The sequence below is a fragment of the Anabaenopsis tanganyikae CS-531 genome, assembly GCF_029891675.1.
Classification (GTDB): domain Bacteria; phylum Cyanobacteriota; class Cyanobacteriia; order Cyanobacteriales; family Nostocaceae; genus Anabaenopsis; species Anabaenopsis arnoldii.
On the sequence record NZ_JANQDF010000093.1, the window covers coordinates 1 to 3,421 of the forward strand.

Annotated in this window: 4 protein-coding genes; all 4 read left to right on the plus strand. The window is 40.7% G+C overall.

Going from position 1 to position 3,421, the window contains the following annotated elements; genetic code table 11:
• Nucleotides 1–619, plus strand: a 619-nt coding sequence (locus tag NWP22_RS09835) for a group II intron maturase-specific domain-containing protein (RefSeq protein WP_280801814.1), incomplete at its 5' end; no start/stop codon positions are given.
• A gap of 78 nt (nucleotides 620–697) precedes the next feature.
• Nucleotides 698–1,582, plus strand: a complete 885-nt coding sequence (locus tag NWP22_RS09840; protein WP_271730990.1) for a 4-hydroxybenzoate solanesyltransferase — start codon at nucleotides 698–700, stop codon at nucleotides 1,580–1,582.
• Nucleotides 1,583–1,885: 303 nt separating this feature from the next.
• Nucleotides 1,886–2,836, plus strand: coding sequence for a hypothetical protein (locus NWP22_RS09845; protein ID WP_271730992.1), 951 nt, complete (start codon nucleotides 1,886–1,888; stop codon nucleotides 2,834–2,836).
• Nucleotides 2,837–2,968: 132 nt separating this feature from the next.
• Nucleotides 2,969–3,175: a hypothetical protein gene (locus tag NWP22_RS09850; RefSeq protein ID WP_271730994.1), complete on the plus strand. Its 207-nt coding sequence runs from the start codon at nucleotides 2,969–2,971 to the stop codon at nucleotides 3,173–3,175.
• The last annotated feature ends 246 nt before the right edge of the window (nucleotides 3,176–3,421 follow it).

Below are 3,421 nucleotides of genomic sequence, written 5' to 3' on the forward strand. Positions count from 1 at the left end.
GGTGATGATAAGTAAACTCAACCAGATAATTAAAGGATGGTGTAATTACTACTCATCAGTAGTAAGTAAAGAAATCTTCAATAGTATCTCTAATCAGGTTTATCAACGATTGTACAGATGGGCAAAGCGCCGACACCCCAACAAATCCGGCAAATGGATAGCCAAAAAATACTGGCATACAATCGGAAACTACAACTGGGAGTTTGCAGCAAAGATGGATGATAAATTCATCAAACTGTATAGGCACCCAGAGACTCCCATTGTACGCCACGTCAAGGTTAAAGGCAACGCCTCACCATTTGATGGTGATTGGGTGTACTGGAGTTCAAGAATGACAAACCATCCCGAAGCCGACAAAAGAGTAGCAACTCTACTTAAAAGGCAAAAGGGTAAATGTCCAGAATGTGTGCATTACTTTAGGGAAGGTGATGTAATGGAAGTAGACCACATCTTACCCCTCTCCAAAGGTGGAAAAGATGAACATAAGAACCTACAATTATTACACAGACATTGCCATGACAAGAAGACATCCACTGATGGAAGTCTTGTAGGTATTCATGACAAAAACCATATCACTGAGGAGCCGTATGAAGCGAAAGTTTCACGTACGGTTTTGTAGACAAGTCGGTTGGGTGACTGACCGGCTTAGTTTAATAGATGTGTGAATTCATCCATCTCAAGTTATGACTTGATTTATATGCTGAATCCTTACGAACGCAAACAGGAACCTGTATGGCTGACTATTATCCGCCTTTTGCGGTGGGATAAACCAGAAGGACGATTAATTTTAATGATTCCGGCTTTGTGGTCTGTATTTTTAGCCGCATCAGGAAAACCGCCTTTACCCTTGGTCGGGGTAATTATTTTGGGTACTCTAGCTACTAGTGCAGCTGGTTGTGTGGTTAACGATTTGTGGGATAGGAATATTGACCCACAGGTGCACAGAACGCGCGATCGCCCCTTGGCTTCCCGGGCTTTGTCTGTTAAAGTCGGGATTGTAGTGGCTGTGGTTGCTTTAGGATGTGCCGCAGTACTCGCTTCTTATCTTAACCCCTTAAGTTTCTGGTTGTCTGTAGCTGCTGTACCTGTAATTCTGCTTTATCCAGGTGCAAAGCGGGTATTCCCCATCCCCCAATTAGTTCTCTCCATTGCTTGGGGTTTTGCGGTTTTGATCAGTTGGAGTGCTGTAACTACAGATATTTCTTTACCCACTTGGCTACTCTGGGGCGCTACTATATTCTGGACTTTGGGGTTTGATACCATTTACGCTATGAGCGATCGCGAAGATGATCGCCGTATTGGGGTAAATTCTAGCGCTTTATTCTTCGGTAATTATGCCCCTTTAGCTATTGGTATTTTCTTTGCTCTGACAGTTATATTACTGGTATATCTAGCTGTATTAACACAATTGGGTTTTTTCTTTTGGATGAGCGTAGTTATTGCTGCTATTGGCTGGATTTGGCAATATTTCAGTTTAATCCAGGATAGCCTACCCAATTCTGTATATGGTAAGATGTTCAGTCAAAATGTCTGGATTGGTTTTATTTTACTTGGGGGAATGATTGCTGGTTCTCTGGTTTAAACCATTTTTGTGGGTTCTCGGAGAAATATCACTCCTCCTCTGAATATTAATTTTTTATACATCTACAGTTTGCCACATTGACTTGGCAAACTGTTTGATTATATACTTCTGCCTATAGAAGGCGGCTGTCCATGGAGAAGATACAACCCTAAAACTGCATCAGTCAAGAAATTTGAGGTTTTGACCTACCCAGAAAATAACTCACGGGTAAAAATTGTCTTGAGTTGCTGCATAATTAAACGGTGAAATTGTCTGTGGTGAGCAGAAACTGCAAGGTTAGTTATTAGGTGAGGAGTAATGATCATGAGTGGACTGAAATTAAAATCTGTAGCAAGTTTGACATTAGCATCTGCTTTGGGATTTGGGGTATCCACAAGTCAACCAGTATTATCCCAAGAAGTAATTGCTACATCTCAACCGGGTGAAATAAATTCCGTAGAGGGAACCTTTTCTCACAGCGCTACTGACTTACAACCCATAGCGCAAACACCTATTGATTTAAATCAATTCTGTAGGGATTATCCCCTCAACTCTCTGTGTAGTCAAATTACTCCCCCTTCCTCAACACCTAGTAGCGCTCCCATAGAAGTTAGACCCACAGAACAAACAAGCCAATCTGCGGGAGGTAAAAAGAGTGGTTGGGCAATTACTCCAGAAATTGGTACTCTAGGTTTAGGAGGATCTGTAACTAGGTCAATAACTCCTAATTTTAATGCCAGGGTGGGGATAAATACTTTTAGTGTAGGGGCTGATATCACAGAAACTGATGTCACCTATGAAGCTGATCTGAGCTTGTCGAATATTTCCACTCTAGTTGACTACCACCCGGCAAAAAATTCTGGCTTTCGTTTGACTGGGGGTTTAGTCTTTCAAGATAATAAACTCAAGGGAACTGGTAGACCAACAGCTGGCACTAATACTATTACAGTTGGTGAAGATACTTACAACGTTGATGTTTTACGATCAGTTGATGCTGAACTTAGCTTTGCCAATAGTGTCGCACCTTATTTAGGTATTGGCTGGGGAAATGCCGTTCAACGGGGTAAAGGCTTGGGGTTTTCTTTTAATTTGGGTGTGATGTTCACCGGCTCACCAAAAGTAGATGTTACACCTGAATTCGGTACTGATGCCACTCCAGATATAAGGAATCAAATCAACACCAGTATAGAGAAGGAAAAAAACAACCTAGAAAATGATCTAGATTGGTTAAACATATACCCTGTGCTTTCCCTGGGCATATCATACCAGTTTTAACATTGCTGAGTGTAAACTTGGCAAAAACATTAAACTTCATTACAGATTAAGAAGTTAAGCAAAACAATGTGATAAGTTCTGATGATATAAAGGCACAGCCACACCAACTAAGAGAAGGAGAACCAAGTGACAGTGGAATCAAATGTCTCAAGGGGCGCAGTTGTACAAAATGAAGACTTCAGCGAATATGTTGCCCATTTGCAACTTCATATGACTCTACAAGCGCGCAATCTGGTTCCCCCTCTCAAAGAGACACTTTCACTTGAAGATAGCCGAGAGCAACTGCTGCACCAAACTCAAGCCAACTTTGAGAAGCTAATTTCCCGCAAAGGGTGGTAAAAAAACAGAAATTTTCGGCATTTTTGTTATAAAACAAAAGCAGATATGTTGGGTCAATACGAAAGTGGCGCTCATCAGGTCTGCTTTTTTGGTATTTAGTTACGAGTCTACAATAATTTAATGAATTTATAGTCATTTATGTACATTTGTAGTATAATATAATTATGAATGTACGATCATTAAATGAATGAAACTATCTGATTATGCAAAAAAGGTAGGGATAAGTTATAGAACTGCGTAGGGATA

Bases quoted from the DNA above. Each gene is read 5' to 3' on its own strand.
- NWP22_RS09840 (WP_271730990.1), top strand. From the start codon at position 698: ATGCTGAATCCTTACGAACGCAAACAGGAACCTGTATGGCTGACTATT.
- NWP22_RS09845 (WP_271730992.1), top strand. From the start codon at position 1,886: ATGAGTGGACTGAAATTAAAATCTGTAGCAAGTTTGACATTAGCATCT.